We start from the raw sequence: 26,024 nt of genomic DNA on the forward strand, positions 1-26,024 counted from the left end.
ATGAAAATGGAAAACCTGTAGGTATTGATACCATCTTGATTTCCACTCAGCATACAGCAACAATTGGCGAAATTACAGATGAAGCCGAGGTACAGGCTAAGATAAAACAAGATCTCTGGTCAGCGGTAGTTGAACCAGCTTTTGTTGATCTTGAAATCAAACCAGATGAGCAAACCCGCTTTTTGGTCAACCCCACTGGCAAGTTTGTCATTGGTGGACCTCAAGGAGATTCAGGATTAACTGGACGTAAAATTATTGTCGACACCTATGGTGGTTACTCACGACACGGTGGTGGAGCTTTTTCAGGCAAAGACCCCACAAAGGTAGATCGCAGTGCTGCTTATGCATGTCGGTATGTCGCTAAAAACATTGTCGCTGCAGGCTTAGCAGAAAAATGTGAAGTCCAACTCAGTTATGCGATTGGGGTAGCGCGACCAGTTAGTATTTTAGTGGAAACCTTTGGTACTGGCAAAGTCGATGATGAAATTTTGCTGGAATTAGTGAAACAGCATTTTGAACTCCGTCCAGCAGGAATTATCCACGCCTTCAAGTTACGTAACCTACCAAACGAACGTGGCGGACGTTTTTATCAGGACGTCGCAGCTTACGGACATTTTGGGCGCAATGATTTAGACTTGCCTTGGGAGCGTACTGATAAGGCAGAATTGTTGAAGCAAGCACTCAGCGATTCCCTAACAGTTGCACTTGCGTAAAAAATAAAGGAAAGAATTCATAATACAGAATTCAGGAGTCAGAATCGATTGGATGGGGACTTAAACTCTATTCATCGGCTAGTAGCACATAATTTCTACTGTATTCTGGCCTACGGCTCCTGAGTTCTTTTCTTAAGACGAAGATTTTTGTAATTATTTTGGATGATTCTTGCTTTCAAATATGGGAATTTTTACTGAAAATTTAAAGATAAAGACTATTAATTACCGATTAAACAAGTTTGAATTCATATACTAAATATAGTAATTGCAGGGGGCAAGGAGATTTGAAGGATGGAAACTGAAAAGCCATCCGTTGTTGAGGGGAATTCAGAAGATAAGCAAGTGTCAGCAGAAGAACTTTCGCTCGACGAACTCCCGACTATAGAATTTCCCTCTAGAGGGAAACTCAAAGCCAGTTCTTGGAGGATTCATCAGAAAATTGGCTATGGATACTTTCTGGCAATTGGGATTGGCTTTTTGGGCTCACTCGCTGGATTATTAATCTCTAACTACTACCAGACAATAGAAATAAGGAGATATAAACATGCCCATTATCAATCACAAATGCTGGCAGATTATAAAGATGCGTTAGTGGGGACGCAATTGTATAGCTCAAGTTTGGTAGCTGCAGTAGAAAATCCAGAACGGCTTTCTAATAAAAAAGCTCTATTTTTAAGTAATGTTGATAACGGAAGGAAAATTGAGAATCAGATTCAACAGTTTTTAGATGATAAGCCAGGGAAGTTAGCAGCAACGGAAGACACGTTACAAAATTTATTGCATAATTACCGTACTAACTTAGACTCCTACGTTAGAGAAATTGATTCTGTATTACAGCAAGTTGATAAGCAGCAACAAAAACCAGAACAAATTTTCTTAGCACAAAACCAGTTGCTAGTAATCATGCGTGGAGATAAAGCCATAGCACTGGATCAAGTCTCTCAACAATTGACCCGTATTTTGCAAACTGCTGAACAGCAAGAACGGGAAATCGAAACACATGTGGATCGTTCCAAGCTGGTTGAGAGATCAATTATTGTAGTTAGTATGCTGATATCAGTGGTGTTCGCAGCAATTATCGCTTGGAGAACTTCACGCGCGATCGCTGAACCAGTTATTGTTGTCACTCAAGTTGCTGAACAGGTAGCCAAAAAATCTAACTTCGATTTGCGCGCACCCGTTACCACTGAAGATGAAATTGGACTACTAGCCAAATCTCTCAATCGTTTAATCCAGCAAGTTTCTAAACATACCAAAGAACTACAACAAGCTAAACAAATAGCAGAAGATGCTAGCAAAGCAAAAAGCCAGTTTTTAGCTAATATCAGTCACGAGTTACGCACACCATTGAATGCCATCATTGGCTTAAGCCAATTACTACAAGATGATGCGACTGATCTAGGTATAACGCTAGAATTTATCAGGGATTTAGAATCAATCAATTCTGCTGGGAAGCATCTACTAACATTGATCAATGACATCCTCGACTTGTCCAAAATAGAAGCAGGAAAAATGTCTTTTTACCCAGAGTCATTTGAGCTTGCTGGCTTTATTAATAATATTATTCTTACAGTAAAGCCCTTAGTCGAGAAAAATGGGAACTTCTTGGAAGTCGATTTTGGCGAACTTGGCATTATGCACACCGACCAAACAAAACTCAGGCAGGTGCTATACAATTTGCTAAGCAACGCCGCTAAGTTCACGACCAACGGTAAAGTAAAGCTCGTGGTCAGAATAGAAAAATTCGACTCTCAAGAATCCGCCTCTAATGGAATTATTACTTTTACAGTAACCGACACAGGCATTGGTATGTCTCAACAACAGCAGCAAAAATTATTTCAACCCTTCACCCAAGGAGATGCTTCAACCACCAAAAGGTATGGTGGCACGGGACTAGGCTTAGCAATTAGCCGTCACTTTTGCCATATGATGGGTGGAGATATTTTTGTCGAAAGTGAACTTGGTGTTGGATCTACTTTTGCTGTTAGTCTTCCGCTCATTGTTAATGGTTAAATTAAAGATAATAGGCGGATCTTTCACAACAAGCCTCTTTGCTCACGCTTTCTCACACCTATGACGACAACCATTGACTTTTTAGGTCACCTCAACCCCAGTCAACGTCTCGCAGTTGAACACTTCTGTGGTCCCTTATTAGTTGTTGCTGGTGCGGGTTCCGGCAAAACACGAGCATTAACTTATCGTATTGCTAACTTGATTCTGCAACATCGTGTTGCTCCAGAAAATATTCTAGCGGTTACCTTTACAAATAAAGCCGCACGGGAAATGAAAGAGCGCATTCAAAAGTTATTTGCCGAACAGTTGGCAATGACAAAATACGGTGAGCGGTTTGATTTGTTACCAGAATATGATCAAACAAAACTAAAGTCTCAAGTATATAAAGATATTATCAAAGACTTGTGGTGCGGTACTTTCCACAGTTTATTTTCTCGTATTCTCCGCTTTGATATTGAAAAATACCAGGATGAAAAAGGACGCCGTTGGAACCGTAATTTTTCTATCTTCGACGAATCAGATGCGCAAAACGTTATCAAAGAAATTGTCACTAAGCAGCTAAATCTGGACGATAAAAAGTTCGACCCTCGTTCTGTTCGCTACGCTATTAGTAACGCTAAAAATCAAAGCTTATCACCGGAAGAATTTCAGCGAGAGCAACCAAATTATCGCGGACGAGTAATTTCAGAAGTTTACAACTCTTATCAAAACAAGTTAGCAGAAAATAATGCCCTTGACTTTGATGATTTGATTCTGGTTCCGGTTAGATTATTTCAGCAAAACGAGCAGGTATTAGGGTATTGGCACAACAAGTTTCGTCATATTCTTGTAGATGAATATCAGGATACCAACCGCACTCAATACGAGCTTATTCGATTGCTGGTAACGAATGCGGAAAGCAAAAAAAGTGCATGGAATTGGAGCGATCGCTCAGTTTTTGTGGTGGGTGATGCAGACCAGTCGATATACAGCTTTCGTATGGCTGACTTTACCATATTACTGGAGTTTCAGCAAGACTTTGGTGATGGATTGGCTGATGACGACACCCGTACAATGGTGAAGTTAGAAGAAAACTATCGCTCTTGCGAAAATATTCTACAAGCTGCAAACCAACTTATTGAAAACAACACCCAACGAATTGATAAAGTCCTCAAACCAACACGTGGCGCAGGGGAGGAGATTTATTGTTACAAAGCAGATGATGAACTTGCAGAAGCAGAATTTGTGATCAATCAAATTCGCTCTTTGACAAACCAAAACCCTGAGTTGAACTGGGGAAGCTTCGCTATACTTTATCGCACCAACGCCCAATCTCGCCCGTTTGAAGAGATTTTAGTCCGCTTGGGAATTCCCTACACGGTTGTGGGAGGATTGAAGTTTTATGATCGCAAGGAAATTAAAGATGTACTGGCTTATTTGAGAGCGATCGCCAACCCATCTGATACAGTCAGTTTGTTGCGCATTATTAACACTCCTCGACGAGGTATTGGGAAATCAACCACCGATGCACTTATTAACGCCTCCCAAGAATTAGGCACAACTTTATGGGAAATTCTCAGTGATGAAACATCGGTAAACACTTTAGCTGGACGTTCATCTAAAGCCGTTAATAACTTTGCTCAAATGATTCGAGCGGAACAAGAACAAATAGGAACAGCTCCAGTTTCCGAAATTGTGCAAAGAGTACTAGAAAACTCTGGTTATATTCAAGACTTGCAAAGTCAAAATACGGATGAAGCAGAAGACAGAGTGAGAAACGTCCAAGAATTGTTTAACGCAGTACTGCAATTTCAAGAAGAAAGCCAGGATGTCACCCTACAAGCATTTCTACAAAGTACCGCCCTTAGTTCGGATCTGGATAACTTAAAAGAAGGACAAACGGCGGTTTCATTAATGACTTTACATGCTTCTAAAGGGCTAGAGTTTCCTGTTGTGTTTTTGGTAGGAGTTGAACAAGGGCTATTTCCTAACTATCGTTCTCTCAACGATCCTGCATCTTTGGAAGAAGAACGCCGTTTATGTTATGTCGGTATTACTCGTGCCCAAGAACGTTTGTATTTAACCCACGCCCGTGAACGTCGTCTTTACGGTTCTCGTGAACCCGCCATGCGATCGCAATTCCTTGACGAGCTACCAGAAGAATTATTAGCAACTCCCCGTAAGAGTATTCGGACGGCTAGCAAAAATGCTTCTGTAAACAGTGGAAAGCAAGTTAATACAAATAATTGGCAAGTAGGTGATCAAGTTCTCCACAAAACTTTTGGCGTTGGTGAAATTACTCACATTTTTGGTAATGGTAGCAAAATTTCTCTAGCAATTAAATTTGACAGTCTAGGTCAAAAAATTATCGACCCTAGAGTGGCAAACCTGCAAAAAATCGATTAATTTGTACACTACTCATGTTGTACGAGTTACATGAGGTAGGCTACCTGCTTTGAGCATAACAATTAAATGTTCGATGCGTTCGTATTCATCAAGTTCGCGTTGTTCAGGGGGAGTAAGTTCTCCAGCTTTACTACGTAGCAATAATTGGCAGTAGCTTAGGATGGTTTCTTGATCCTGATGATCTTAGTGTTTTGGTATTTTTTCCAGAGCAACAACGCTTGCTCCTCCAAGGAAAAGATTCTTTACCAAAAAAGGGAACTCTTAACAGGGAAAGAAAAAAACGTGACTTTGTGGGTTTAAAGCCCACTTTAAAAAAAAATGTTTTTCGAGACGCACAGCGCTTTGAAAACGACGTCCTTGTTTCAATCCCACGGCGCGCATCCGTGGGTACACTGTTAAGAGTTCCCTGTTAAGAGTTCCCTCTGAACCGTTTTACCAGGAATTGAGCTGAAGTTAACTGTCGATCAAGTTTTTGGTTGGTTAAAAATGGGCGGGTAAGATGCCCACCCACTATAATTAGTTAATCTTTGCTATAGCCATTTTGAGGAAGACACACAGGTGCGGCTGCGGACACTTCTGGTTTGAGGAAGATATCAGGCTCTAAGTAGATAGCTATTTTCTCCTCAACGCATGGAGTTGGAGTAACTGATAATTGTGGATTGATTTCGATAGGGATGTTTAATTTAATGCGGACAGTGTATTCGCAGGCTGTGTAATATGGAATCGGCTCGTGTGTAGACATCAGTTTCCTCTTTTTGGTGATCAACAAATATGCTTGAATTGACTATCTCGGTTATGTAGCTAACTAAGCTTCTGCTGCTGGTAACTGCTGTTTGTTGTAACCATTTTGGGGAAGACACACGGGAGGTGTAGCCGAAACTTCTGGCTTGAGGAAGAGATCAGGCTCTAAGTAAATAGGTAATTTCTGTTGAACAGGAGGAGTGGGAGTAATTGCAAGTTGAGGATGAATTTCAATAGGGATGTTTAATTTGATGCGAACGGTAAACTCACAAGCGTTGTGGTAGGAATGTTGTTCTTGAGTAGACATAGATTGCACCCTTTTTATTGTTGGAATTCAAGGTCAAGCTTTGCTTGCCTGCCTTTCGCTTTTATATAGAGTTCGCATTCATCAGCTTATGCAGTAGTGAATGGATCAGCTGGTAGTAGCTATGATTTAAGACTTAGGCAAAAAACAAGACTTTGCGAGTATTTTTGTAGTATTTTGGGTGGTGGAAGTCTGTGTTTTGGTAAATAAAAATGAAACCGCTCCTCATTTCCATCTCTGATAGAGATTCACGCAGTAAACCTGCTGCCATCATAAATAAAATACCAGATTCATCTACGGCAGATGCGTCACACCTGCCCAATCAGTGGGGAAAATACTTTCAATGGCTACTTTTGCCACTAGTGACGATCGCACTTGCTTTTTCCATGTTTGTTCCGCCAGTTTTCGCCATAAGCGTTGATCAAATTCCTCATATTGCACCAGGCGATCGCACTTGGGTTATAGATCAAGCTGAAGTCATCAGCCGTATAAATGAAGGTAAAATTAGCGGTGCTTTAGAGGATTTAGCCAAGAAAACGGGAAATGAAGTTAGAATTGTTACCGTTCGTAGGCTAGACTACGGGGAAACGCCTGATAGCTTCACTCAAGCATTGTTTGAGCAATCTTTCCCAACAAAACAAGATCAGGCTAATCAAGCGATATTAATGATTAACACGGTTACGAATGGTACTGCTATTATAACCGGTGAAAAAGTCAAGTCTTTAATGTCAGACGAAATCGCCAATAGTATAGCAAAAGAAACCCTATTGGTACCATTGCGAAACGGGGACAAATACAATCAGGCGTTTTTAGATGCGAGTGATCGCATTATCGCCGTTCTATCTGGTCAACCTGATCCAGGTCCTCCTAAAATCGTTGATAATGTGCAGGTAGAAGGAACCTTTAAGAAAGCAGAAGAAACCGACAAAGGTAACGCTACTGCTTGGGTTGTAGGGCTTTTAATTGCCGCCACCATAATCCCGATGGCGACTTACTACATTTACTTAGTTTTTCAACCACCATCTTCTAATGGTTAATTGTCAAGCACTAACAATTCCTGTTAGTCTTGAACGTACTCCTGCCCTGTCAGGAGTGCAACCTCAGATCGCATAAATTCGCGACCTAAATAGGCTGCATGGTCTAATAAAGTCACGGGACATGGCTGAGTTTGTTCAAAAATTTTCACGCACAGTTCCTTTGCTGTTCTCCCAACAAATAATGTTGTGTGAGTTCGTTCCACCTTTCCCCGTGCAGGAATTACCTTTCCCGTTTCTGGATCAACAGCTAAACCTTCCTCATTAATCACGTTTGTGAAATGTTTAGCACAAATTAATCCTTCTTGTCGATTTAGGTAAATAATAAAATACCCACCAGAGTCAAGCTCAATATGACGCTGAGAAAGTTTATCATCAATTGCTGTTAAATCTTCAACCGTCAAACCCATAGTCAGTCGCTTCGCTCCAAGTCAAAAGTCAAAAGTCAGCATAGGAATCAACTTTTTTTAAGGATTTTTACCCCTACTTAAGTGTAGTTCTTATGTTCATTAACATTCGTGCCATTTTTGCGAATTTTTTCTAGCTTTTAGTTTGGCTAAAGGGAAGTTCTGCATTAATCGCGTCAATTTCCTGCTGTTCTAGCTCATTGACCTCAGTAATATAATGTCGCAAAACATGCCCTAATCGCTCATTGTAAATGCGGTGCAAACTGTGATTGGGAGTAGCAGGAAAACCGCGACGTTTCTTGTGCCTTCCTCCAGCACCAGGATCGAAAATTTGGATGCCGTTGGAAATACCCCACTCAATAGGTGTATAATAACAAGCATCAAAATGCAAGCAATCAATTTCTTGGAAACTACCCCAATAGCGCCCATATAACCTGTCGCCTTTAAAGAGACAAAAAGACATTCCTATAGGGTGTTGGTTATCCTGATCGCTGTAGGCTGCAAAAAACACCACGCGATGACGATAATTGTTATGTAGCTGTTCAAAAAACTTTTTTGTAAGGTACTTGCTACCCCACCATCCAAACTTATCACAGGTATCAGCGTAGAATTGGTACATCAAGGGAAACAAAGACTTGGGTATTTCATCACCCGAGTGGGGTTTCAGGTGCAAAGAAGCTTTTTCCACAGCTTTGCGTTCGCGTTTAATATTACGACGCTGGTTAGCATTGAATAGCGCCAAATAATCATCAAAAGTATTAAACCCAAGATTTTGCCAAATAAAGCTATGATGCAGCCAAGCGGTGAAACCGTGGCGCTCTAAGACAGGACGCCACTCAGGATCGACGTAGAGAAAATTACAGCCAGATATACGGTTCTTTAAGCAGAAAGCATCGATTTCATGTACCATCATTGCTGTAATCTCATCTTCATCTTCTCCTGGGGCTATCAAGAATCGATAACCTTCAGCAGGAGTAAAGGGTGACATACCAAGCATTTTCGGGTAATAATCGACGCCCATGCGTTGAGCTAAATCCGCCCATTGGTGATCGAAGACAAATTCACCAGCGCTGTGTCCTTTAAGGTAAAGTGGAGCAGCAGCAATGAGTGTTCTATCTCGCCATATCGTTAAGTGATTTGGCAACCAGCCAGCTCTAGGTGTAGCGCTTTGGGACGTTTCAATAGTAGAAAGCCACTCCCACTCTAAAAACGGAGTTGTTAATGGTAATGCCAAAGCATCCCACGCATCTTGGGGCACTTCAACAATTTTGTTAATCCAAGCAACTGAATAGCGAGGCTTTACTTGTTTCACCATTTGAGGCTTTTTAAAGAAAGAATTCAGAAGTCAGGAGTCAGGAGTCAGCATGAATTCTTTAGACTGCCAAATAAAGGGGTTTAAATCCTTATACTGTTGATTCTGGCTTCTGAATTCTGACTCCTGACTCCTTTTTAATATACAAAAGTTAGCACTCATCTTTTTTTAGCGTAACGTAATCTAATATGCTGGGCGTTGCACCCGATAATGTAGAAAGACTTCTTGGTCAACAGTTTGAACTTCGAGCAGCTCCAAACGAGGAGCAAAATCGGGTAAGAAGCCTTTGCCTTCTACCGGTGTTGGTGCGGTAGAACCACCTAAAATCAAAGGACACACAGTCAACCAAAATTCATCTATTAAATCTAATTCGACCATTGAAGCAACCAGAGATCCACCACCAAGTACAGCTAACCGTGTTATACCCAAAGTTGAGAGATGTTGTAAGGTGGCTTGGATGTCGATTGTTCCTGTTGGTGTTTCAAAAACAAGAATATGCTCGAATTCCTCCTGAAAATTCTGTGAGGGGAGAGAACTTCCCTCTTGGGGCGGGTTTTTCTTTTGCCGGGCTTGCCAAAAAAGCGCTCCTGCTTTGGTGGTAAGTAACCAACGATTTATTGGTTGCTGAAAAAACTTAATTTCCGGATTTAGGTTAGCTGAATGTGTAATTACTATATGAACTGGTTGAAGGGGTTTCCCCACCTGTCTTCGATGCTGCAACAGCTTTGGATTTGATACGGTTAGTGTCGTACCATAGGCGCGGAGTGTACCAGCACCAAACAAAACTGCATCAGCAGCAGCGATTTGTTTTTCGAGGTGGGCGAGATCAACCTTTGAGCCAAACCGCGCAGGCGCTCGTGTAACATTTGCTATCTTGCCATCTGCACTCATTGCCAAAACCACTGTGGTATGAGGACGATGTTGCATCATTAGGTTAGATTGATAATTTGTTATATTTTCTTTGCGGGCTTTTAGATTCTCAAAGATAGCTATGTCGGAAAACCAGTATCCCTAAATTTTTCTAATACTATAATTGGTGAAATGCAACAAAAATCGTCATAACAGCTAGTCTCTTTACTTACTTGTGTACTGTACTTGTTCTTATTATTGAAGTATTTTATATAAAGAATTTTTATGTAGCAATAACTTTATTGGATCTAATCACATGTCGTTGCTGTTCTAGTTGGCACATAGCAAGAGAGACTGCCGATGGCTAAACCCCGTCAATCATCCTTTCGTCGTATACTAGTGTCGAGGATATTACTACTGTCCGTCCCGGTTTTACTAATAGGGGAGATTGTAGCCTTTAAGAAGGCTCGGTCTAGCTTATTGGAAACTGCTCGTCAAAACTTAACAGAAAGTGCCATCATCAAGGGAGACAGCATTGTCGATGCGATCGCCGCTATAAAAAGTAACTTACTCAATGCAAGTCAAACTAAAATCATCCAGTCTGGCTCACCTGAACAAGCTCAAGAATTTCTCACTCAACTAGCACAGCAACTACCAAAGCAAATTGAGTGTGTGCAACTGACAAATGTGGAAACTGGTAACGTTGTCGCTACAACTTGTGAAAATCAACCAATTAACGCTCCACAATTACCTTTTCCTAAAGATGGGTTTGAAACTGAAATAATATTACCCCCCTCTATGGGAATAACTGGTAAAAGAGCTAACCAAAATCACTTGCAATTAAGCTTATCTGCTCCAGTGTATGACCGCTGGGGAGATTTACGTTATGCGTTGAGTTTTAAAGCAGTACTACTCTCCCGTGAGAGAATAAATAATAAGCCAGGTGTGCTAACAGGCTCCACACTAGTCATTGCTGAAGATGGGACAATTTTAGCTCATCCGATTCCCAGTCGCATCGGAACTAATATAGAACAGCATGTCGATGCTTTACGACTGAAAAAAATTGTAAAAACTGCGATCGCAGGAAAACAATATTTTCTACATTTCTTTTTTGAGAATGAGGGCGAAGAATTATTGGCAGGCTATACTGCTATAGATGGTCCCGAGACACAAGGGAAGAAGCAAAAATGGGTCATCTTAGCTGTTACAAGTCTAGACAACGCTCTGCACGGTCTTCAGGAAATTAAACTTATCTTGATCGTTTTAACAGTTGGCTTAATTGGTGCGAGTTTATTAGCGTCTTTGTATGTAGCTCGTTACCTAGCACGTCCTTTAGAACAATTGCGAGACTACGCTCTCAATCTGAATCTGAGCCAATCTGCTGAACCAGTTCCTCATAACTTCCAAATTAGAGAATTCAATCAGCTCGCACTAGCCTTAGAGCAAATGCTTGAACGCCTAAAAGCTTGGCGAGAAGAGCTAGAAATAGCTTGGGAAGAATCAAAAGCCGCTAATCAAGTTAAAAGCCAATTTTTAGCTACGACTTCCCACGAGTTAAGAAACCCTCTAAATATTATTATTAACTGTATTCGTTTGGTTCGAGATGACATGTGTGATGACCGAGAAGAAGAAATGGAGTTTCTTAATAAAGCCGACGATACAGCTATTCACTTGCTAGGTATTATTAACGATTTACTTGACATTTCTAAAATTGAAGCAGGCAAACTTTCTGTATCGTTAGAAATTATTAATCTCCAAACAGTACTTAAGGAAGTCATTAATATACAATCTGTTAATGTTCAACAAAAAGGTTTGCAGCTAAATATTCCCCAGATGAACGAGCCGCTTATGGTTAATGCTGATGCAGCAAAACTAAAGCAGGTGTTAATTAATATTATTGGTAATGCTACTAAATTTACCGACGAGGGAAGTATCACTATTACTACAGAAATTCAATTAATTGATAGTAAATCTTACGTAATTATTAAGATTAAAGATACAGGTGTGGGAATTGATCCTGCCCATCAGCATCAGCTATTTCGTCCCTTTGTAATGGTTGAGGGCGCAAACTCACATAGGTTTGGTGGTACAGGATTGGGGCTGGCAATTTCAAGAAACTTAATTGAGATGATGAATGGTACGATTTCGCTTGAAAGTGCTGGTATAAATCAAGGCACGACTATTACAATTGCTTTGCCTTTAATTGATATCTCAACCCTATCTACCCCTGAAGAACAAGAGCATTCTCCAGAGCTTGCGGTTAACTCAAACTTTGTTGATGAAAAAATAAAAGACAACAATCAAGGAAAAGATCCTGAAGAAAACTCTCATACAGAAAAACCAGAAAATATCCCTACACCTAGTTTTCCCTCATACCAAAAGAAGCCCCACGCCGTAAACCGCTTTGGGGGCAGTGATGGAACAAATTTTGGTGGAACGACGAAACCATCTCCAACCAATATCAACCGTTAGAACTGGTTGTTAATTTTTCTTAAGAAAAACAAGTTTACCACCTTGATTTTGAGATTCTTCTAGCGCTGTAAGAATTTCTACTAGCTTTGTGCCTACCCAGCCAGATGATACTACTGGGGGAGTATTTGTGAGGACACAATGAATAAAGCGATCGCACACTCTTTGTAATGGTTCGGCTGCCGCTATTTCCAACACTTGTTGTCGTTGATTGATAGGAATAAATTGGTGATCCCTTTGTTCAAACTCACCATGCAGTAAGGTTAAAGGAGACGATAACGACATTTCATCAAAAATTAAGCTACCATTACTTCCTACCACTCCAAGTCGTCTCTGTTTATCTGGATTTAGCCAACAAAGGTGAATATATGCTTGAAAGCCATTCGGGTAATTAAGTATAACCCAAACCAAATCCGCAAGAGGAGCAGGTTGTTTTTTTGGCTGTAGCCACACTTTACCCATTGCCTGAACACTTATAGGAATTTGATTCAGCCAAAAGTTAAAGATAGCAATATCATGAATTGCTAAATCCCATAGTACATCGACATCTTGACGAACGGGACCTAGATGTGTACGAGTTGCATAGCCATACCGCAAATCACCTAATGTCCCGGCTTGAACTACAACTTCCCCTCGTTCAACTGCTGGATGAAATAAATAAGTGTGATCAACCATTAATTGACGTTGCCGCTGTTGCGCTAATTGGCAAACTTTCCAAGATTCTATAGGATTCAGAGTTAAGGGTTTTTCTGCTAAAACATGATACCCCCAACTTATAGCGTCAGTAATTAACGAGTAATGGGTGCTGGCAGGAGTCGCAATAGCTACCGCTTCTAACCCTACCACTTGCTGAATCGCTTGCCACTCAGTTGCCAGTAGTACGCTGTGCTCTAAATTATACTGCTGTTTAACTGCCGCTAAGCGTTCTGGATTAGAGTCTACTACCGCCACAACCTTTGCTTGAGGATGTTCTAAAAAATTGCGCAGTAAATGAACACCCCAACGTCCAACACCGATAACAGCAATTTTAATCATTTGTTAAGTATTAATTGTTAGTAGTTAACTGGTAATTTTAACTACTAACTACCCTAAATGGGCAATGGGCAGATAAACAGTTATCAGTTATCAGTTATCACTCAAGAGTCATGTGTTTATTTTTGGGTTTAAGCCTTTCAACATACGCCTTGATCACTGATAATTGTTTACTGTTCACTGTTTAAGAGCTCCCTAGGACTTCTCCTGGGGATTGAGTGATAAAAAAGCAACTTTTGCGGCTGTCTGTTCAGCAGCTTTAATAGAACGTCCTTTACCTTGACCTAAGTTTTGTCCATTAAACCAAACTTCGGCAATAAAACGCTCTTGAATATTCTGAGTTCCGGTATTTTCAACAACCCGATACTCAGGTAAAACTTTAAAGTGCGCCTGAGTCCATTCTTGGAGAGCTGCTTTGTAGTTAAATTTAGCTGGATCTTGACGAATTTCTATAGTTAGCTCTTTAAAGTGAGGGTCTAGCCAAGGGCGAATGAGTTCTAAATTGTAAGTACTGAGGTAAAGCGCACCTAAAACTGCTTCAAAAGCATCTGCCAATCGTGACTCTTGACCAACTTTATCGACAGTAGCACTACCAGCGACTAATAAGTATAGCTCCAAGCCATATTCTTTTGCTATTTGCGCAAGTATGCGATCGCTCACTAAAACGGAACGAATTGCTGCGAAATCTCCTATTGGGCAATCTGGATAATTTTCCCACAACACAATAGCCGCTACCAAGCGCACAACTGCATCGCCGACAAACTCCAAATGTTCATAATTTGCCGAATCTGAGACAGTAGGATGAGTTAAAGCTAAGTCAAGTAGTTCCCATTTTACTATTTTCCCTGCTGACAGACCTAATTTTTTTACTAAATTTTCAAGTTGTCGCTGACGGCGCGGATAGACTATAGACATTGGTTAGTTGTGAGTAGCGAATTATGAGTGGTTAGCTATTAGAACTCACAACTAACAACTAACCACTGACAAACAAAAAAATTAGAGAGAGAGAGCAGGACATAAGCCGGGTTCTGTTCTCTTTCGAGGGCAGTTATCTATCTGGGACATCTGTTACCAGATGCCTCTAGCGGCTCTTGGATAACGGAACTGGTAAAAGACCAACCATAGCTCCTTTCGCCTTGCTCCCAACCGGGGTTTACCGAGCCAGCGCCTCTCGACGCTGCTGGTGCGCTCTTACCGCACCTTTGCACCCTTACCTGCTAAGGTAAAACCCGAAGGGTTTTACCTTAGCAGGCGGTATCTTTCTGTGGCACTATCCTCACGATCACTCGCACTGGGCGTTACCCAGCAAGTTTGGTCTTTCGGAAGCCCGGACTTTCCTCAAACCAGTCTCATTGAAACTGATCTGCAACCACCTGCGCCTACTCTCTCCTAATCTTTAGTGTAGTGCAACTTTAACGACTAGAGTGCTAAAGCTAGCTGGGCTTTATTAATGAAAACTAATGTAGTGTAAATGTAGCACAAACTAATGGCCTTTGTGATTCGATTATTGTAAAAATTGGAAATGCAAGAACCGTGATTTTTTCTTTGTCAAAATGTTTATTAGCTATCTAATAGGCATCACTTTCAAGAATTTGTAAGATTATTTTGTGCTTGTAGTTTTTAATCTGCAGTCGAAAGAGAAGTTCACAGAAAATTACAAATTTTTATAACTTTTCACCGGATAATTTATTTACATCAGTGTTCATGGTTAGAATACTGATACATATACGAAGTTTAGTATTATAAATCTTTATTAGAAACATGAAAAAATATAGGCAAATATACCTTTATATAACTAGGATAGCCAGATTAAATTATCTACTTAAGCAAAAGTTTTAGGGTATAATCACTATACTGCTATGGGAGAAACGCAAAGCAGCTAAGCGACCTATGTGAAAATGTAAAAAATTGTCGAGGTCTGGCCTTGAAGAAGCTGGTTGAGAAACATGTGATTAAAAAATCGCATGAATGGTACGACTATTGTAACGAAGTAACAACGGTCTCTCGTTGCCTTTATAACACGGCGCAATATACTCAAAGACAAGGTTATTTTTATGGTCACCCAACACTTAACACGGCACAACTAGATAAATGTTTCAAGAACCACCAACACTATAAAGCCTTAGCAGCTAAAGTGGCACAATTAGTGCTAAAACAAAATGCCGATTCTTGGATTTCTTATCATGCAGCAGTTATAGCTTATAAGCTTGATAGTTCTAAATTCACAGGAAAACCAAAAATTCCCGGGTTCATTTTGAGAAAACACAATCTGATAAAATTCAATAACCAGGCTATTGGAAAAAAGGAATTTAAGAAAGGTTTTGTGGTTCCTTCAATGTCGCCAATCAGAATTCCGGCGAAACCAGGAATGAAATTTGAACTTATTTGTGAAGTCAGAATAGTACCAAAAGTAGGGTGTTTTGTCATCGAGGTGATTTATGAGCATCAACAACAAGCTCAACCGATAAACAAATCGAATTTAGCGGCGGCTATTGATATTGGTTTAGACAACTTAGCTACTGTAGTTTTTAATGATTTAAACATTCAACCCCTAGCTATTAACGGCAAACCTTTAAAGTCAGCCAACAAATTTTATAACAAACAGGTAGCTTTTTATAAAGGGTTTTTACCACATCAAGCACCCTATACACATAAACTCAATAATATTACAAGGAATCGGAATCAATTTGTCGATTCTTATATCCATCAAACCACTCGATTTTTAGTCAATCAATTTGTGGAATTAGGCGTTCGCGTCGTAGCAATTGGGAAAAATGAACAATGGAAGACAGCACTTAACTTAGGTCATAAAACTAATCAATCTTTTACACAGATACCACATGCACGATTTATCGATGTTTTAGTTTATAAACTAGAACTTGCTGGAATCACTGTTACGGTTGGAGAAGAATCATACACTTCCAGAGCTTCTTTTTTAGATTGGGACAATATCCCAGCTTATAAACCTAACACAAAGCATACTTTTTCCGGTCAACGTGTACAAAGAGCTTGGTATGTTTCTCAAAGCGGAAACAAGATTCACGCCGATGTTAATGCTGCGTTTAATATTGGCAGAAAAGTAATCCCAAATTATTTTGATTGCTTGCAAGCAAAATTGAACAGGGATATAGGGTGTCTGGTAGTACATCCGACGCGGATAACACCAACCTTCAAGCGTGTCCATGCAACTGTTGGTGTTGCTCAAACACCTGTAAAGTAGTCTGTCTATATTTGACTATATAAAAGGTAACTATAATGTATACACTTGTCCTGATGTAAACTTTTTTGAGTCTCCTTTTTATGGATTAACGGTTTTGTACTGAGAAACTCTTTAAGTAGCGGAGCAACTATGTTCAAGGAATTTTCGCATAATTTTCTCAATCGACTCAAACTTCAGGATAAAATTATAATCTTGCTGCTTTTTAGCACCATCATTCCAGTCTTGATAGTGGGATTATATGGTACATATTCTTCTACAGCAGCTTTGTTCAAAGTCACTCAACAACAACTTATAGTTGAATCAGAGCAAAAAGCAAATAATATCAACTCATTTTTATATTCTGTCGGTGACGATGTTTTATTTTTGAGTAAAAGCCCGGCAATTCAAAATATCATCAGAGCCAGAACTGATGGAGTAGAGCGACAAGATAATAAAACTTATGAAGTTTTAGCGGAGCAGTTGCAAAAAAACTTTATTGCAATGATGCAAATAAAACCACATTATATGCAACTACGCTATATAGACGAACAAGGTAATGAATGGGTAAGAGTTGATTTCGATGGCAAAAATATCAAACTTATACCAAAAGAAAATTTGCAAAATAAGGCAGATAGACCTTATTTTAAGGATACAATGAAATTGTCTGTTGGCAATCTCTATGTTTCACCAGTAAATTTGAATCAAGAAAAGGGACGAATCGAACGCCCTTTTAAACCAACGATTCGTTATGCGACACCGCTTATCGACTCAGCAGGAAAGAAAAGAGGAATTGTAATTGCCAATATATTTGCTAATAAATTTATAAAGATTTTCAAAGAGGAGCATGACAAAGCAGCCCAGCAAAAGAATGCTTACCCTGGAAAAGAGGATTTTATAATCAACCAAGACGGCTACTATATTTCCCATCCCAATCCATCAAAAGAGTGGGGGTTTGAGTTCCGCAATAATGAGAAAATAGCAAGAGATTATTCAGAGAAGTTTGCTCAACAAATCTTGGGTAGTGAACAGGGATTTATTGAGGAAGGAAAGTATTTTATCAGCTACCATAAGGTAAAACTAAGTCTATATCAGCCAGAATTTTTAGTAGTTTATAATCAAGTACCAAAAAGTAGTGTTTTTGCTACCGTTAACTTATTTAGAAATGTCTCGTTTGGGATTATTCTGGTTTCTCTGGCAATGGTGTTACCATTAACGATTTTTGGAACACGCCAGGTGGTTAATCTGATTAAGCAATTAGTGAATGTAATAACTGCTTCTAGTGATCAAACTTTATCTACCTTAGCACAGCAAGAGCGTGTATCTAGTCAGCAAGCTGTATCAGTAAATGAAACAACCTGCACTATGGACGAGCTGGAGGTTTCCTTTCGACAATCAGTTGAACAAGCTCAAGCTTCAGCCGCAGCAGCACAGGAAGCTCTTCAACTGGCAAAAACTGGTATTAAAATAGTTGAAGAAAACCTTAAGGGTATGTTCACCTTGGAAAAGAAAGTGGAAACACTTACCGAACACATGATGCATTTAGGTGAACAAGCCAATCAAATTAGTATTATTTCAGAGTTGGTTTCTAACTTAGCTTCTAAAACAAATATATTAGCGCTCAACTCAACAGTAGAAGCTATCCGAGCTGGAGAGCATGGTAAAGGTTTTGCTATAATTGCCAATGAAATTCGCCAATTTTCTGATCAGAGCCAGAAATCTGCTGAAAAGATTTATATCCTAGTTTCTAATATCCAAAAGGCAATTAATTCAGCAGTGCTCTTAACAGAGGAAGGAACAAAAACAGTGAACAAGGGGCTGCAACTTGCTCAAACAACAGATCAAACTTTTTCTGGAATGGCGGATAGTGTTAACCATATAGTTTTGAGTAATCAACAGATTTTGCTCAATCTGAAACAGCAATTAGATGCTGTTCGGCAAGTTGTTGAAGCAATGAATAATATCAACCAAGGGGCAAAAGAAACAGTCATTGGTATCAGTCAGACTAGATATAATACCAAACAACTTAATCAAACTGCTCTGAATTTAAGGCGGATAGTGTAGCTATAACAGGCTATGAAACTTCTTGTTCTAAAGCTTGTCGAGCAATACGAGTGACATACACGGTTAAGGCAACTGTAGCAATAAAACCAACGATTCTAATTGCCCAGTTTCCGGCAGGATTAGGAGCATGAGCATCTTTGCCAATTATGGCGAGATTACCAGCCAGTGAACCAAAGTTAACATACATTACAGTACCAGGAATCATACCAATAGAACCTAGTATGTAATCTTTAAGGGAAACTTCCGTTAATCCGAAAGCATAATTTAATAGATTAAAAGGAAAAACAGGAGATAAGCGAGTTAACAGAACAATTTTCCATCCTTCTTTGGTAACTGCTCTATCAATCATTTTAAATTTAGGATATCTCTCTATCTGTTTCGTAACCCAATTCCGTGAAATATATCGTCCAATCAAAAAAGCAAAAGTAGCTCCAAAAGTTGCCGCAATGAACACATATATTGAACCCCAAAAGACGCCAAATAAAACACCTCCTCCTATAGTGAGGATGGAACCTGGTATAAAAAGTATAGTAGCTAAGTTGTAAATGATAATGAACCCTATTGGAGCTAGCCAACCAAGACTTTTAATCCATAGCAAAGACATTAATAAAAAGTCTTGAAAGTTCAACTGTTTTGCCACAATTGTTAGGGTGATAATCAGGCAAATTAAAAGCACTAGTTTAGTTTTAGCACCAAATTGAGAATAGAGCTTTTTAATCATTAGAGTCTATTAGAGGTGGGGTATTTACTGCTAGATTTTCCCCTGCGGTAGAAGCACGCAAGCCGTTGAGGAGAAACACCAAATAAAAAAGCAATAATTATTATTTGATTGATCAGTGTAGTTTTAAGAACCCCCTTTTTTAGCCATCGGCGTGCTGAAGTTATCACTGGTATAGGGATAAGGTTAATGCGTCCAATCTTTCTTAAGCGACGCATAAGTTCAAAATCTTCCATAATCGGTAATTCTGGAAAATGACCGATTTTGTGAAATACTCGTTTTGTGAGAAAAATTGCTTGATCACCGTAAGGCATTTGTAGAAAATGCGATCGCCAATTAACTCCCCACTCTACTAACCTTAAACCCCAATCTGGTGCGTCAATTTGCAAAGCGAAAGCCCCTGCAACAGTTCCTTGCTGTTGCAGTGCATCGCGAACCATGACATCGAACCCAAGAGGTAAAAGAGTATCTGCATGAAGAAACAGCAGAATCTCCCCACTTCCAATTAAAGCACCTGCATTCATTTGACAAGCACGACCAGTAGGTGATGAAATAACTTTGACACCTAAAAATTTAACTATTTCTAGCGTATCATCGGTCGACCCACCATCTACTACAATCACTTCAACATTAGTACTGGGTTGAGTTGTCTCTATCGCTTGTTTGATTTTTGTTGCTTCATTGAAAGTCGGAATGATGATGGAGATTCTGGCACAGTCAATACTGTGATTTTTAACTACTGCCAATAGATGTTTATCTCCATGTTTGGAGTGATCAATTAAGTGTAATTATATAGTGTCCAAGTACACTGTGACGCTCGTAGGTGAGAAGATAAAAATGTAGTAACTTTGGATTATCCTGATCACGATGCATAACTACGCCATCAATTGCTGTATCGTGATGATTTATCCATTTATTTTGATAGTCAAGCAAAACACTAAAATAAGGACTCTTAAAAGGAGGTATCTTGTTTAAATCTTCATAGCTTTGGTTAAAAGGCGGTACTCCGATTCCCATAGGCATATACAAGCCTTTGGAATAATCACTCACTGGAAGCTGAGGGATTTTATCTAGATTTAATCCACTCACAATAAATCTGTTTTTTTGATTCGTCTTTTTATCATTGAATGTTAATTCAAGTTCCTGCAAAGTTTCATTAGATGCAGGAGATTTTATATCTCTCAAAATAGCTTTTTCAAAGTTTGCTATTCTCCAGAACTCATTCCCCCAAGGTTTATTAACATCATACCGACCTGGAGGTACGAAAGTTGCAAATTTAGCATCAGAATTTTGTAAGTCTTTCCAAGTTAAAAGATTATCACCAAAAACCAACTTGAATTTTCTCTTTTGTTCTCCAGATGTGATAAATTTCTCATCTGCTAGAAACTTGGTTGGAATTTCTTTTTCAGAGCTAACTTTTCGTAAAGCTTGCAAATCTACAGGGGTTCCTGCTGGGTTTTGCCAGTGTTCTAGTTTATACCAATCATTCCAATAGGAAACTTTATTGTTATTTTCAAATAAATTTTTGTAGTGTCCCATTGGGAAAGTAAACCAACCTTGGTAATACAGTTTCTTAGAATCACCTTCCTTAACGAATAGCAGTACTTCCCACAAACCAGCATTTAAGCAATTATTTGCTAAATCGAGAGAAACTAAATTATTTTTTTCAAAGCCGTCACCGCCTAACACTTCAATATTGCTTGATTCTGGCTTAAAACTTACCTGTTGCCTATTCCATTCTCGATCAACCAAGGCAATAGTTTCTAAATTCTTATTTTGCTTAACCCACTCTGGATTTTTAGGTACGAATAAACTTACGTCAACGTTTTTAAAGACGATTTTAGCTGTATGGGGATTGGTTGGAGTTAGAACAATATCAAAATGAGTTGCATCCTTCTTAACAATCGTTAATTTCCGCTCAGCATATTGTCTGTAGCGACTGCTGAGATCAGCTGGATTTTCTGGGTACTCACTCTTTGAGAATTCCTTTAATGCAACCGTCATGTTATTAGCGGTATTGTATCTCGAGAAAAATAAAACTCCGCCGACAGCTAATAACGACAAAATGCCAGTTGCGCCAAGTAGAAGAATCCATTTCAGAGGTTTCTTCTGAGGACTCAGGCTCAATGGTTTATTCTCTGTAATGTTCATATCCAAGCCCCCGTATACGTCAAAACAAGATTCATTTTTGAGGAATTTTCTACAACACCAAATGCCGAATTATTGCTGTTGAAAAAAAGCCTATCTATGTGTCACGTTCATAATCCAATGGAAGAACCCTAAGCAAAAGAGGGGTCTAACCCCTCACCCATTATTCAGACAGCAAAGATACTAGTAATTAATTAAATAATTTTTCAAACTAAGAAAAAATTGTTACTTTATAACACTCAGTAACAGTTGCATAAATCTTGTTTGAAGTTCACTATGATACCGATTTAACTTAAAAATCTGACAGATATTTGCTAGAGGCAAATCATCAGAAATCCTTTAAATGCAATTTATTTATTCCAAAAATATTTGTAATTGCTGTACAATTAACTGTGTGTTTTTATACTTTAAAAAGTTATGTCGTAATAGTATATTTTCTTTTGAGGTAAAGTTTAGTCAACAGCTATGGTCACTAAGCATCAGGTAGGATAGGTAACACTACCCACCCCACCCCAATACGGTTCGGATAAGCAGGGGAGGCAAAATTCCCCCCCTGCCACCATTTCTCCCCCTGCTCCCCTTGCTTGTCTCCACCAAGAATTCCTTAACCGAACCGTATTGCACCCCACCCTACACGCCCTCAGATTTTTCTTTATCTCCTCTTATTCCAAGGGAGAGCATAAGTCCAAGACAGTTTTTTAACGGTGAAGGGGCACTTGATAATATATAAAGAAGGCATTTCACTTCCCGAAGCTATACCCGTGTTTGCATCAGCTAATCGCAGAACCAAATCAAGGGAGAAGTCAAAATCCCGTTTTCTATCGATAAATCTGCCAAATTCTATCCTTCGTGCTCTAACAGGACTTGTTTTCCATCTGATAATATTAGCAACTGCGTTTTTTGGCACATATGTTCCAGAATCATTGTCACGCTGTAAAACGCTTTCAGATGTAACAGATTCTCTAAGTGTTTTCTTTGGAACAACTAAACTGGCAATTTGGGGTACAGCTAAATCTCTAACCAAGTCTGGTGATTTGCGAATAACTCGCCGAGAACTCCCGTCAAATTCTTCAAAAGCGCTATTATCCCAGTCAACATATATTGCCTTATTGTCAGATTTATTTTCGACACTAATTGATAACTCCTTTGGATTTTCAATCGAATAGGAAGGTAGAAGCGAAAAACTAATTGCAACTGTGTCTTGGAGGTTTTGTTCTTTTAGTTGTTCATCAACCTTTGATTTATCAAATATCACCTTAATTTGATCATCAATTGACTCCACCATTTGATTAAAAACGTATGTGACGCCAATTATATAAATCGTCAACATAATTAAATTACTATCGCTGCTTCTCATAAATTAAAATATGAACCTCCTTAGGTGATTGTAAATTTAAAAAGAAAGAATTCAGAATTACCTATGACTTTTGACTTTTGAATGCGTGATTTTTGACTTCCCCAAAGGGGCTGGCTTCTTCTTTAATCATGATTGATTGTGGAAGAGTTTTCGAGCCATCCCCGTCGCCAAAAGAAGAATACTAATCCTAGTGCGATCGCTGCCATAGCTGCTAAGCAAATCGGGTAACCCCAGTAAAACTTTAATTCTGGCATACGCTCGAAATTCATACCATATACACCAGCAATAAAAGTAAGGGGTATAAAAATTGATGAAACTACAGTTAAAAATTTCATAATTTCATTCATTCTATTGCTTATTGCTGAAAGATAAACATCCATTAAACCCGATGCTAATTCGCGATAAGTCTCCACCATATCCATGACTTGTACTGTATGGTCGTAACAATCTCGTAAATAAATTCTCACTTCATCACTGATAAGTTCATAACCATCTCGAACCAAGGAATTAATCACATCGCGTTGGGGCCATATAGCCCGACGTAGTTGTAACAATTCTCTGCGAATTTGATAAATTTCTTGTAGTGTTTTTCGGTTAGGGTTGAGCATAACTTCTTCCTCTAACTCTTCAAGACGCTCACCATATCGCTCTAATACTGGAAAGAAACCATCTATAATTGCATCTAACAAAGCATAAGCTAAATAATCAGCTTGGCGCTTGCGGATAGTGCCTTTGTTGTAGCTAATTCGTGCTCTTACCGGATGAAAACAATCATGCTCTGGTTCCTCCTGTACAGTAAGTACATAATTGTGTCCTAGCACAAAACTGACCTGCTCACTATAAAAGCCACAGATCTTTTCCTTTGGCACTACCATGCGGGCGATTATCACCAGTTGATCGTCATAATCCTCGCTTTTTGGGCGTTCTGGTCCATTGACCATATCTTCTAATACTAAAGGATGTAGCTCAAACACTTGAGCTAACCTTTCTAGAATTTCAGCACTACCCAAACCTTGGACATCCACCCAAGAAACGGAACTCTTATCTAGATATAAAGTACACTCCTCCGGAGTTTTCAATTGCTTGTGGATAACATCAGTTTGGGTATAGTCAATCAAGAAAATTTTCGAAGGTAAAGCATTTTCATCAACGAAGATAGTTCCTGGTATAGTACCTGGTTGATGATAAAAGTCTCTAGTATAAAATTTATTTTTTGTTGAAGAAAGGCGTTGACGTTTTTTTTCCATACTTTTTTTCTGGGGTAGGGGTAGATTGAACCCTTTTAAGTTGAAGCAGGTACGATGTAATGATATTACGGTTTCTCAAATCAGGATCAGTGATAAGAAAATATAACACTAAGGTAAAAGCTGATAGTTCTAGAAGAACTGAAAAAAAGCAGCTTGTTTTAAAACAAACTGCTTCAATCGTTAAACAATAAGGTGAGTATTACTCACTACATTCAATTTTACATGGTCACATAGACTACATCATTCCCATGCCGCCCATGCCGCCCATGCCGCCCATGCCACCCATGCCACCCATGCCGCCCATGCCGCCCATATCAGGCGCAGCAGCTTTCTTTTCTGGCTTTTCAACCACAATTGCTTCGGTGGTTAAAACCATACCAGCAATAGAGGCGGCATTTTGTAAAGCGGAACGCACAACCTTAGCTGGATCAATGATTCCGGCAGCAATCAAGTCTTCAAATTCACCAGTTGCAGCATTGTAACCGATGTTGAAATCTGATTCACGCACTCTGGCAACAATCACAGAACCTTCTACACCAGCATTGTCTGCAATTTGACGCAGGGGAGCTTCAAGAGCGCGTGCTACAATATCCGCACCAATCTTTTCTTCACTTTCAAGGCTGTTTTTAACTTGGGTTACCTTATGAATCAAGTTGATTAGTGTTGCACCACCACCAGGAACAATACCTTCTTCTACAGCAGCTTTGGTAGCGTTGAGAGCATCTTCAATCCGCAGTTTGCGATCTTTTAGTTCGGTTTCGGTGGCTGCACCAACTTTAATAACTGCTACTCCACCAGCAAGCTTAGCAATACGCTCTTGCAGTTTTTCTTGATCGTATTCAGAATCGGTTTCTGCTAATTGTCTACGAATTTGACCAATTCGCTTCTGCACATCCTCTGTGCTATCACTACCAGCAACGATAGTTGTGTTTTCTTTATCGATTGTGACTTTGCGCGCAGTTCCTAGCATTTCTAAAGAAGCGGTATCTAAGCTTAAGCCAATTTCTTCAGAAATCAACTGTCCGTTGGTGAGAATAGCAATATCTTCCAACATTGCTTTGCGGCGATCGCCAAACCCTGGTGCTTTAATAGCAGCTACTGTCAGTACGCCCCGTGCTTTGTTCACCACTAAAGTTGCTAAGGCTTCTCCTTCTACATCTTCAGCGATAATCAGCAAAGGTTGACCTAAACGAGCGACTTTTTCCAATACTGGAACTAAGTCTTGAATACTACTGATTTTTTTATCGGTAATTAAGATGCGGGCATTTTCAAATTCTACGGTCATCCGGTCGTTATTGGTGATGAAGTAAGGGGAAATATAACCCCTGTCTACTTGCATTCCCTCAACAACTTCCAAATCCGTTGTTAGCGACTTAGATTCTTCAACGGTAATGACACCGTCTTTGGTAACTTTTTCCATGGCTTGTGCTAACATGCTGCCGACTTCTTCATCGTTACCGGCAGATACGGTAGCAACTTGGGCGATCGCACTTCCTTCCACTGGCTTTGCTATTGCGGCAATTTCTTCCACCAATGCTTCTATGGTTTTGTCAATTCCCCGCTTCAAGCTTATAGGGTTGGTACCTGCAGCAACGTTCTTTAACCCTTCGCGGATCATTGCTTGTGCTAATACAGTAGCAGTGGTGGTGCCATCTCCGGCGACATCCTTAGTTTTTGATGCTACTTCCTGAATCAGTCTAGCGCCGGTGTTTTCTAAGGGATCTTCTAGTTCAATTTCTTTAGCAACGGTGATACCATCGTTAACAATTTGGGGTGCACCAAATTTTTTCTCTAGAAGAACGTTGCGCCCTTTTGGTCCCAAAGTGATTTTCACAGCATCGGCAAGGGCGTTAATGCCGCGTTCTAGGGCTCGCCGTGATTCTTCATCAAATGAAACAATTTTAGACATGTCGTTAGTTTCCTAGCACTTCCATTAGACAATTTAGCACTCAGCGGCCAAGAGTGCTAATCCCTAATAGACCAAATTACATAAAAATAGCAAAAAATTGATTAATATACAGTTGATGTTTATCAC

21 protein-coding genes and 1 other RNA gene are annotated in these 26,024 nt (G+C 39.6%); 7 read left to right on the forward strand and 15 right to left on the reverse strand.

Translation table 11 applies throughout. The features are described 5' to 3' along the window. The 3 genes from G4P69_RS27905 to pcrA all read left to right on the forward strand — a co-directional run. Positions 1 to 713: methionine adenosyltransferase domain-containing protein (locus G4P69_RS27905; RefSeq protein WP_208352640.1), on the forward strand; the 713-nt coding region annotated here is incomplete at its 5' end. A gap of 291 nt (positions 714 to 1,004) precedes the next feature. Then, positions 1,005 to 2,726, forward strand: coding sequence for a sensor histidine kinase (locus tag G4P69_RS27910; RefSeq protein WP_208352652.1), 1,722 nt, complete (start codon positions 1,005 to 1,007; stop codon positions 2,724 to 2,726). Between the two features lie 60 nt (positions 2,727 to 2,786). Further along, positions 2,787 to 5,111 carry a DNA helicase PcrA gene (pcrA, locus tag G4P69_RS27915; RefSeq protein ID WP_208352659.1) on the forward strand — a complete coding sequence of 775 codons (2,325 nt, stop codon included), beginning with the start codon at positions 2,787 to 2,789 and terminating at the stop codon, positions 5,109 to 5,111. A 12-nt stretch (positions 5,112 to 5,123) separates the two neighbouring features. Here the strand turns inward: pcrA and G4P69_RS40070 are convergent, their stop codons facing one another. The 3 genes from G4P69_RS40070 to G4P69_RS27925 form a co-directional block, all read right to left on the reverse strand. After that, a complete protein-coding gene (locus tag G4P69_RS40070) occupies positions 5,124 to 5,252 on the reverse strand; it encodes a hypothetical protein (RefSeq protein WP_279606320.1) in 129 nt (42 codons plus the stop codon). Between the two features lie 379 nt (positions 5,253 to 5,631). Then, complete coding sequence (locus G4P69_RS27920) at positions 5,632 to 5,853, reverse strand: hypothetical protein (protein WP_208352662.1); 222 nt, start codon at positions 5,851 to 5,853, stop codon at positions 5,632 to 5,634. A 63-nt stretch (positions 5,854 to 5,916) separates the two neighbouring features. Then, the gene (locus G4P69_RS27925; protein ID WP_208352672.1) at positions 5,917 to 6,159 is read right to left on the reverse strand and encodes a hypothetical protein; all 243 of its coding nucleotides are present in this window, start codon (positions 6,157 to 6,159) and stop codon (positions 5,917 to 5,919) included. A 209-nt stretch (positions 6,160 to 6,368) separates the two neighbouring features. Between G4P69_RS27925 and psb32 the strand changes: the two genes are divergently transcribed. Then, positions 6,369 to 7,193 carry a photosystem II repair protein Psb32 gene (gene psb32 / locus G4P69_RS27930; protein ID WP_208352681.1) on the forward strand — a complete coding sequence of 275 codons (825 nt, stop codon included), beginning with the start codon at positions 6,369 to 6,371 and terminating at the stop codon, positions 7,191 to 7,193. Between the two features lie 23 nt (positions 7,194 to 7,216). Here psb32 and G4P69_RS27935 read toward each other — a convergent pair whose 3' ends face one another. From G4P69_RS27935 to G4P69_RS27945, 3 genes are all read right to left on the reverse strand, one after another. After that, a complete protein-coding gene (locus tag G4P69_RS27935) occupies positions 7,217 to 7,600 on the reverse strand; it encodes a DUF4346 domain-containing protein (protein WP_208352684.1) in 384 nt (127 codons plus the stop codon). Between the two features lie 130 nt (positions 7,601 to 7,730). Continuing rightward, on the reverse strand, positions 7,731 to 8,912 hold the full coding sequence (locus tag G4P69_RS27940) for a GNAT family N-acetyltransferase (protein ID WP_208352687.1): 1,182 nt from the start codon (positions 8,910 to 8,912) through the stop codon (positions 7,731 to 7,733). A gap of 180 nt (positions 8,913 to 9,092) precedes the next feature. Continuing rightward, positions 9,093 to 9,839 (reverse strand): RibD family protein, encoded by a 747-nt coding sequence (locus G4P69_RS27945; protein ID WP_208352694.1) that lies wholly within the window; start codon positions 9,837 to 9,839, stop codon positions 9,093 to 9,095. Between the two features lie 279 nt (positions 9,840 to 10,118). Here G4P69_RS27945 and G4P69_RS27950 point away from each other — a divergent pair, with 279 nt between their 5' ends. Beyond that, complete coding sequence (locus G4P69_RS27950) at positions 10,119 to 12,230, forward strand: sensor histidine kinase (protein ID WP_208352696.1); 2,112 nt, start codon at positions 10,119 to 10,121, stop codon at positions 12,228 to 12,230. Positions 12,231 to 12,239: 9 nt separating this feature from the next. Here G4P69_RS27950 and G4P69_RS27955 read toward each other — a convergent pair whose 3' ends face one another. The 3 genes from G4P69_RS27955 to rnpB form a co-directional block, all read right to left on the reverse strand. Next, positions 12,240 to 13,262, reverse strand: a complete 1,023-nt coding sequence (locus G4P69_RS27955) for a Gfo/Idh/MocA family protein (RefSeq protein ID WP_208352699.1) — start codon at positions 13,260 to 13,262, stop codon at positions 12,240 to 12,242. Between the two features lie 192 nt (positions 13,263 to 13,454). Beyond that, positions 13,455 to 14,174: a ribonuclease III gene (rnc, locus tag G4P69_RS27960; RefSeq protein WP_208352702.1), complete on the reverse strand. Its 720-nt coding sequence runs from the start codon at positions 14,172 to 14,174 to the stop codon at positions 13,455 to 13,457. 87 nt (positions 14,175 to 14,261) lie between these two features. Continuing rightward, an RNA gene (rnpB, locus tag G4P69_RS27965) (RNase P RNA component class A) lies at positions 14,262 to 14,645 on the reverse strand. Between the two features lie 562 nt (positions 14,646 to 15,207). Here rnpB and G4P69_RS27970 point away from each other — a divergent pair. Continuing rightward, positions 15,208 to 16,479 carry an RNA-guided endonuclease InsQ/TnpB family protein gene (locus tag G4P69_RS27970; protein WP_310833901.1) on the forward strand — a complete coding sequence of 424 codons (1,272 nt, stop codon included), beginning with the start codon at positions 15,208 to 15,210 and terminating at the stop codon, positions 16,477 to 16,479. Positions 16,480 to 16,608: 129 nt separating this feature from the next. After that, positions 16,609 to 18,519 carry a methyl-accepting chemotaxis protein gene (locus G4P69_RS27975; protein WP_208352705.1) on the forward strand — a complete coding sequence of 637 codons (1,911 nt, stop codon included), beginning with the start codon at positions 16,609 to 16,611 and terminating at the stop codon, positions 18,517 to 18,519. 10 nt (positions 18,520 to 18,529) lie between these two features. Here the strand turns inward: G4P69_RS27975 and G4P69_RS27980 are convergent, their stop codons facing one another. The 6 genes from G4P69_RS27980 to groL form a co-directional block, all read right to left on the reverse strand. Beyond that, positions 18,530 to 19,240, reverse strand: a complete 711-nt coding sequence (locus tag G4P69_RS27980) for a TVP38/TMEM64 family protein (RefSeq protein ID WP_208346588.1) — start codon at positions 19,238 to 19,240, stop codon at positions 18,530 to 18,532. Next, entirely contained in the window at positions 19,240 to 19,983 is a 744-nt protein-coding gene (locus G4P69_RS27985) for a TIGR04283 family arsenosugar biosynthesis glycosyltransferase (protein ID WP_208352717.1), read from the reverse strand. The genes G4P69_RS27980 and G4P69_RS27985 overlap by 1 nt, the downstream gene beginning before the upstream one ends. 28 nt (positions 19,984 to 20,011) lie before the next feature. Beyond that, positions 20,012 to 21,388 carry a hypothetical protein gene (locus G4P69_RS27990; protein WP_243902759.1) on the reverse strand — a complete coding sequence of 459 codons (1,377 nt, stop codon included), beginning with the start codon at positions 21,386 to 21,388 and terminating at the stop codon, positions 20,012 to 20,014. Between the two features lie 649 nt (positions 21,389 to 22,037). After that, the gene (locus G4P69_RS27995; protein ID WP_243902827.1) at positions 22,038 to 22,715 is read right to left on the reverse strand and encodes a hypothetical protein; all 678 of its coding nucleotides are present in this window, start codon (positions 22,713 to 22,715) and stop codon (positions 22,038 to 22,040) included. A gap of 149 nt (positions 22,716 to 22,864) precedes the next feature. Next, entirely contained in the window at positions 22,865 to 23,989 is a 1,125-nt protein-coding gene (gene corA, locus G4P69_RS28000) for a magnesium/cobalt transporter CorA (RefSeq protein WP_208352723.1), read from the reverse strand. A 235-nt stretch (positions 23,990 to 24,224) separates the two neighbouring features. Continuing rightward, entirely contained in the window at positions 24,225 to 25,898 is a 1,674-nt protein-coding gene (gene groL, locus G4P69_RS28005) for a chaperonin GroEL (RefSeq protein WP_208352731.1), read from the reverse strand. Positions 25,899 to 26,024: the final 126 nt, after the last annotated feature.

The sequence above is a fragment of the Aetokthonos hydrillicola CCALA 1050 genome (assembly GCF_017591665.1).
Lineage (GTDB): Bacteria > Cyanobacteriota > Cyanobacteriia > Cyanobacteriales > Nostocaceae > Aetokthonos > Aetokthonos hydrillicola.

Excerpts from the sequence above, each read along its gene's own strand:
- G4P69_RS27910 (WP_208352652.1), top strand. The coding sequence starts at position 1,005 with ATGGAAACTGAAAAGCCATCCGTTGTTGAGGGGAATTCAGAAGATAAG.
- pcrA (WP_208352659.1), top strand. The coding sequence starts at position 2,787 with ATGACGACAACCATTGACTTTTTAGGTCACCTCAACCCCAGTCAACGT.
- G4P69_RS27920 (WP_208352662.1), bottom strand. The coding sequence starts at position 5,853 with ATGTCTACACACGAGCCGATTCCATATTACACAGCCTGCGAATACACT.
- G4P69_RS27925 (WP_208352672.1), bottom strand. The coding sequence starts at position 6,159 with ATGTCTACTCAAGAACAACATTCCTACCACAACGCTTGTGAGTTTACC.
- psb32 (WP_208352681.1), top strand. The coding sequence starts at position 6,369 with ATGAAACCGCTCCTCATTTCCATCTCTGATAGAGATTCACGCAGTAAA.
- G4P69_RS27935 (WP_208352684.1), bottom strand. The coding sequence starts at position 7,600 with ATGGGTTTGACGGTTGAAGATTTAACAGCAATTGATGATAAACTTTCT.
- G4P69_RS27940 (WP_208352687.1), bottom strand. The coding sequence starts at position 8,912 with ATGGTGAAACAAGTAAAGCCTCGCTATTCAGTTGCTTGGATTAACAAA.
- G4P69_RS27945 (WP_208352694.1), bottom strand. The coding sequence starts at position 9,839 with ATGATGCAACATCGTCCTCATACCACAGTGGTTTTGGCAATGAGTGCA.
- G4P69_RS27950 (WP_208352696.1), top strand. The coding sequence starts at position 10,119 with ATGGCTAAACCCCGTCAATCATCCTTTCGTCGTATACTAGTGTCGAGG.
- G4P69_RS27955 (WP_208352699.1), bottom strand. The coding sequence starts at position 13,262 with ATGATTAAAATTGCTGTTATCGGTGTTGGACGTTGGGGTGTTCATTTA.
- rnc (WP_208352702.1), bottom strand. The coding sequence starts at position 14,174 with ATGTCTATAGTCTATCCGCGCCGTCAGCGACAACTTGAAAATTTAGTA.
- G4P69_RS27975 (WP_208352705.1), top strand. The coding sequence starts at position 16,609 with ATGTTCAAGGAATTTTCGCATAATTTTCTCAATCGACTCAAACTTCAG.
- G4P69_RS27980 (WP_208346588.1), bottom strand. The coding sequence starts at position 19,240 with ATGATTAAAAAGCTCTATTCTCAATTTGGTGCTAAAACTAAACTAGTG.
- G4P69_RS27990 (WP_243902759.1), bottom strand. The coding sequence starts at position 21,388 with ATGAACATTACAGAGAATAAACCATTGAGCCTGAGTCCTCAGAAGAAA.
- G4P69_RS27995 (WP_243902827.1), bottom strand. The coding sequence starts at position 22,715 with ATGTTGACGATTTATATAATTGGCGTCACATACGTTTTTAATCAAATG.
- corA (WP_208352723.1), bottom strand. The coding sequence starts at position 23,989 with ATGGAAAAAAAACGTCAACGCCTTTCTTCAACAAAAAATAAATTTTAT.
- groL (WP_208352731.1), bottom strand. The coding sequence starts at position 25,898 with ATGTCTAAAATTGTTTCATTTGATGAAGAATCACGGCGAGCCCTAGAA.